A 3,407-nucleotide genomic window follows, 5' to 3' on the forward strand; every position below is an offset into this window, starting at 1 on the left:
CCGCGCGGACCGCGCCGTCCAGCACGCGGTCGTCGAACCGGGCCAGCGCGGTCGCCAGGGCGAGCACCGGCCGCGCCACCAGCCGGTCGGCGGCCCGGCCGAGGTGGAACCAGTCCGCCACGAGCCCGGGCGCGGGCAGGCGGACGCGGCGGGACGCCACGACGGCGGCGGCCAGCACCGCGAGCCCGCCCGACACGGTCAGTTCGAGCGCCGAGGGGCCGTCCTCGCCGGACGCGCCGAGCAGCCGCTGCCACGGTCCGAGGACGCCGGGCAGCGCGACGATCCCGAAGCCCGCCCCGACGGCGGCGAGGACCGGCATCGGCAGCGCCTCGGCGAGACCGACGTGCCGCGTGCCCCGCTGCTCGGTGTCGTCCCTGGTCGCCGCGTCGCGGGGACGCCAGACCGCGACGAGCGCCCGCACCGAGTACGCCGCCGACAGCACGCCCGCGGCCAGGCCGACCGCGTACAGCGCCGGCGGCGCGGACGCGAGGACGACGTCCTTGGCCACCCACACCGACAGCGGCGGGAGCCCGGCGAGCGCGAGCGCGCCCGCGCCGAACGCGACGCCGACGAGGCGGAACCGGCGCGCGGCGCCGTGCAGCTCGGCCAGGTCCTTGGTGCCGAGGGCGGTCAGGAACGCCCCGGCGCCGAGGAACATCAGGCACTTGACGGCCGCGTGCGCGACGAGCTGGGCCGTCCCGCCCGCGACCGAGCCGACGCCCGCCGCGAGCACCATGAACCCGATCTGCGCGCACGTCGAGGCGGCGAGCAGCTGCTTGAGGTCGCGCTGCGCGACCGCGACCGCGCCCATCGCCAGCGCCGTGAGCGCGCCCGCCCACGCGACCAGGGTCCCGGCCCAGCCGGTGGACTCCAGCAGCGGATGGACGCGCAGCAGCAGGTACGCCCCGGCCGCGACCATCGTCGCCGAGTGCAGCAGCGCCGACACCGGGCTCGGACCGGCCATCGCCCGCGACAGCCAGAACGAGAACGGCAGCTGCGCCGACTTCCCGAGCGCCGACACGACGATCCCGGCGGCGACCAGGTCCCGCCAGGGGGACGCGGCGTGCGCCAGCTCCGCCAGCGAGAGCGAGTGCGTCCCGGCGACCGCGCAGCCCGCCGCGAAGTAGAGGCCGAGGTCGCCGGCGCGCGTCGTCAGGAACGCGACGTTCGCCGAGTCCACGCGCTCGCCGTCCTGCCACCAGAACCCGATCAGCGCGTAGGACATCGCGCCCATGACCTCCCAGGCCATGAGCAGCACCGCGAGGTCGGTCGCCGTGACCGTCACGAGCATCGCCGCGGCGAACACCAGCATCAGGCCGAAGAACCGCGCGCGCGGCTCGTCCGGGCCGATGTCCCCGGCCGCGAACAGCAGCACGGCGAGCGCGGCGGACGCGACGGTCACCACGAGCACCGCGGACAGGCCGTCCACCGCGAGCCCGCCGGGCAGCCCCTCGAACAGCGGGAACGTCACCTCCGGACGGGCGACCGCGGCGGCGAACGCCAGGACGAGAGACGCGAGCGCGACGGCGACGGCGAGGACGGGCGCGGCCCGGTCGGCGCGCCGCCCCGCCACCAGCAGCAGGGCGCCCGCCAGGAGCGGCGGCGCGGGCAGGGCCCAGGCGAGCGCGCTCATCCCTTGAGGTCCGAGGCGTCGTCGGTGACGTCCACGTCACGCGCGCGGAACAGCGCCGTCGCGACCGCGAAGCCCATGGCCATCTCCAGCGCCATCACCGTCACCGCGACCAGCACCAGCACCTGCCCGTCCGCCGAGCCGGGCGCGACGTAGTACCAGAACGCGCCGCCGGCGACGACGAGCCCGTTCACCATGAGCTCCAGGCCCATCATCAGCATCACGACCGACTGCTGGGACAACGCCCCGTAGAGCCCGACCGCGAACAGCGCGGCGGCCAGCAGCAGGAAAGTCTGCAGCGTCACTCGGCACCCCCCTGCCCGCCATGCCCGTGCCCGTGCTTGCGTCCTTGCCCGTGATCGTGCGCGGGCTCGTGTCCGTGATGGTGCTCCTGCACGTGACCGTGACCGTGACCGTGTTCGTGTTCGGGTTCGTGTTCGTGTGCGCTCGCGGCTTCGCCGTGCCGGTGTGTTTCGTCGGCGTCCGGGGCGGCCGGGGCGGGGTCGCGGTCGTAGCGGCCCCGGTCGGTGGCGAGGACGACCGAGGCGACCATCGTGGCGAGGATGGCCAGGCCGACGACCATCATGACCAGCATCTTCGGGCCCATGATGGCCTCGCCGAGGGCGCGGGTCGGGTCGGGCGGCGGCGCGCCCTCGCGGTGCGGCCAGGGGACGGTGAGCGCGCCCGCCGCGAGCAGGACGAAGACGCCGCCGGAGATGCCGAGCGCGGCGCGGTGGTTGTGCACCATCTTCATCGGCATGAGCCCGGCGGGGTTCATCATGTACATGATCATGAAGACGGCCATCACCAGCATCTCCATGATCATCATCAGCACCACCAGGACGCCCAGGTAGTGCAGGTCGATGAGCAGCAGCACCGCCCCGACGCACAGGAACGACGCCAGCAGGGCGAAGGTGGCGCGCGCCATCGAGTCGACGACGAAGACCAGCACGCCCGTCCCCACGGCCGCGAGGGCCAGGGTCCAGAACGCCGCGTCACGCAGCATGGCGACTCCTCCTCACAGCGCGACCAGCCCGGTGACCAGCAGTTGCAGCAGCGTGGCGGGGATCAGCACCGTCCACGCGAAGGCCATGAAGCGGTCCATCCGGAGCACCGGGGCGCGGTGCGCCGTCCAGACCAGCGCGGCCAGGACGGCGAGCGTCTTCAGCAGGGTCCAGAGCCAGGCCGGGAGCAGCGGTCCCGCTCCCCCGCCGAGGAACAGCGGGACGGCGGCGGACGCCGCGACGGCGAGCATCGCGTACCGTCCCGCCAGGAACACCAGCCGGTCGGCACCGGTCAGCTCGGCCGCCGCCCCGCCCGCGAGATCGCCGCCGACCGGGGACGACAGCGGCCCCCAGAACGCCATGGCCAGCGCGGACAGCAGGTACACGGCGAACGCCACCGGCATCTGGACGGCGAACCACAGGTCGTGCTGCGCCGCCACCGCGTCGCCGAAGCGCAGCGACTGCGCGCCGACCCCGACGGTGATCAGCGCGAACATGTGCGGGAGCTCGTAGGCGAGCCCCTGCGCGATCATCCGGTAGCCGCCGACCAGCGAGTACGCCGAGTTCACACTCCAGCCGGCGAGCCACACCCCGGCCCAGACCGCCACCTCCATGGCGTTGAACCACACGATCCCGATCGGCGTGTCGGACGCGGCGGGAGCGCCGCCGAGCGGCAGGACGGCCGCCGCGAGCACGGCCGCCACCGGCAGCACCAGCACGCCCGCGCGGCGCAGCAGCCGGTCGGCGGCGAGGGTGGCGCGGCGCTGCCGGAC

Annotated in this window: 4 protein-coding genes; all 4 read right to left on the reverse strand. The window is 74.9% G+C overall.

Features of this window, described 5'->3' with window-relative positions; genetic code table 11:
• A partial coding sequence (locus DZF91_RS26345; RefSeq protein ID WP_117359875.1) for an NADH-quinone oxidoreductase subunit 5 family protein occupies positions 1-1,633 on the reverse strand: 1,633 nt, incomplete at its 3' end.
• Positions 1,630-1,935, reverse strand: a complete 306-nt coding sequence (gene nuoK, locus DZF91_RS26350) for an NADH-quinone oxidoreductase subunit NuoK (RefSeq protein WP_117359876.1) — start codon at positions 1,933-1,935, stop codon at positions 1,630-1,632. The genes DZF91_RS26345 and nuoK, both read right to left, overlap by 4 nt.
• Complete coding sequence (locus DZF91_RS26355; protein ID WP_117359877.1) at positions 1,932-2,636, reverse strand: NADH-quinone oxidoreductase subunit J family protein; 705 nt, start codon at positions 2,634-2,636, stop codon at positions 1,932-1,934. Before DZF91_RS26355 ends, nuoK begins: the two co-directional genes overlap by 4 nt.
• A gap of 12 nt (positions 2,637-2,648) precedes the next feature.
• Positions 2,649-3,407: NADH-quinone oxidoreductase subunit H (locus tag DZF91_RS26360; RefSeq protein ID WP_117359878.1), on the reverse strand; the 759-nt coding region annotated here is incomplete at its 5' end.

This window comes from Actinomadura logoneensis, assembly GCF_003428695.1.
Lineage (GTDB): Bacteria > Actinomycetota > Actinomycetes > Streptosporangiales > Streptosporangiaceae > Spirillospora > Spirillospora logoneensis.

Bases quoted from the DNA above. Each gene is read 5' to 3' on its own strand.
- DZF91_RS26355 (WP_117359877.1), bottom strand. From the start codon at position 2,636: ATGCTGCGTGACGCGGCGTTCTGGACCCTGGCCCTCGCGGCCGTGGGG.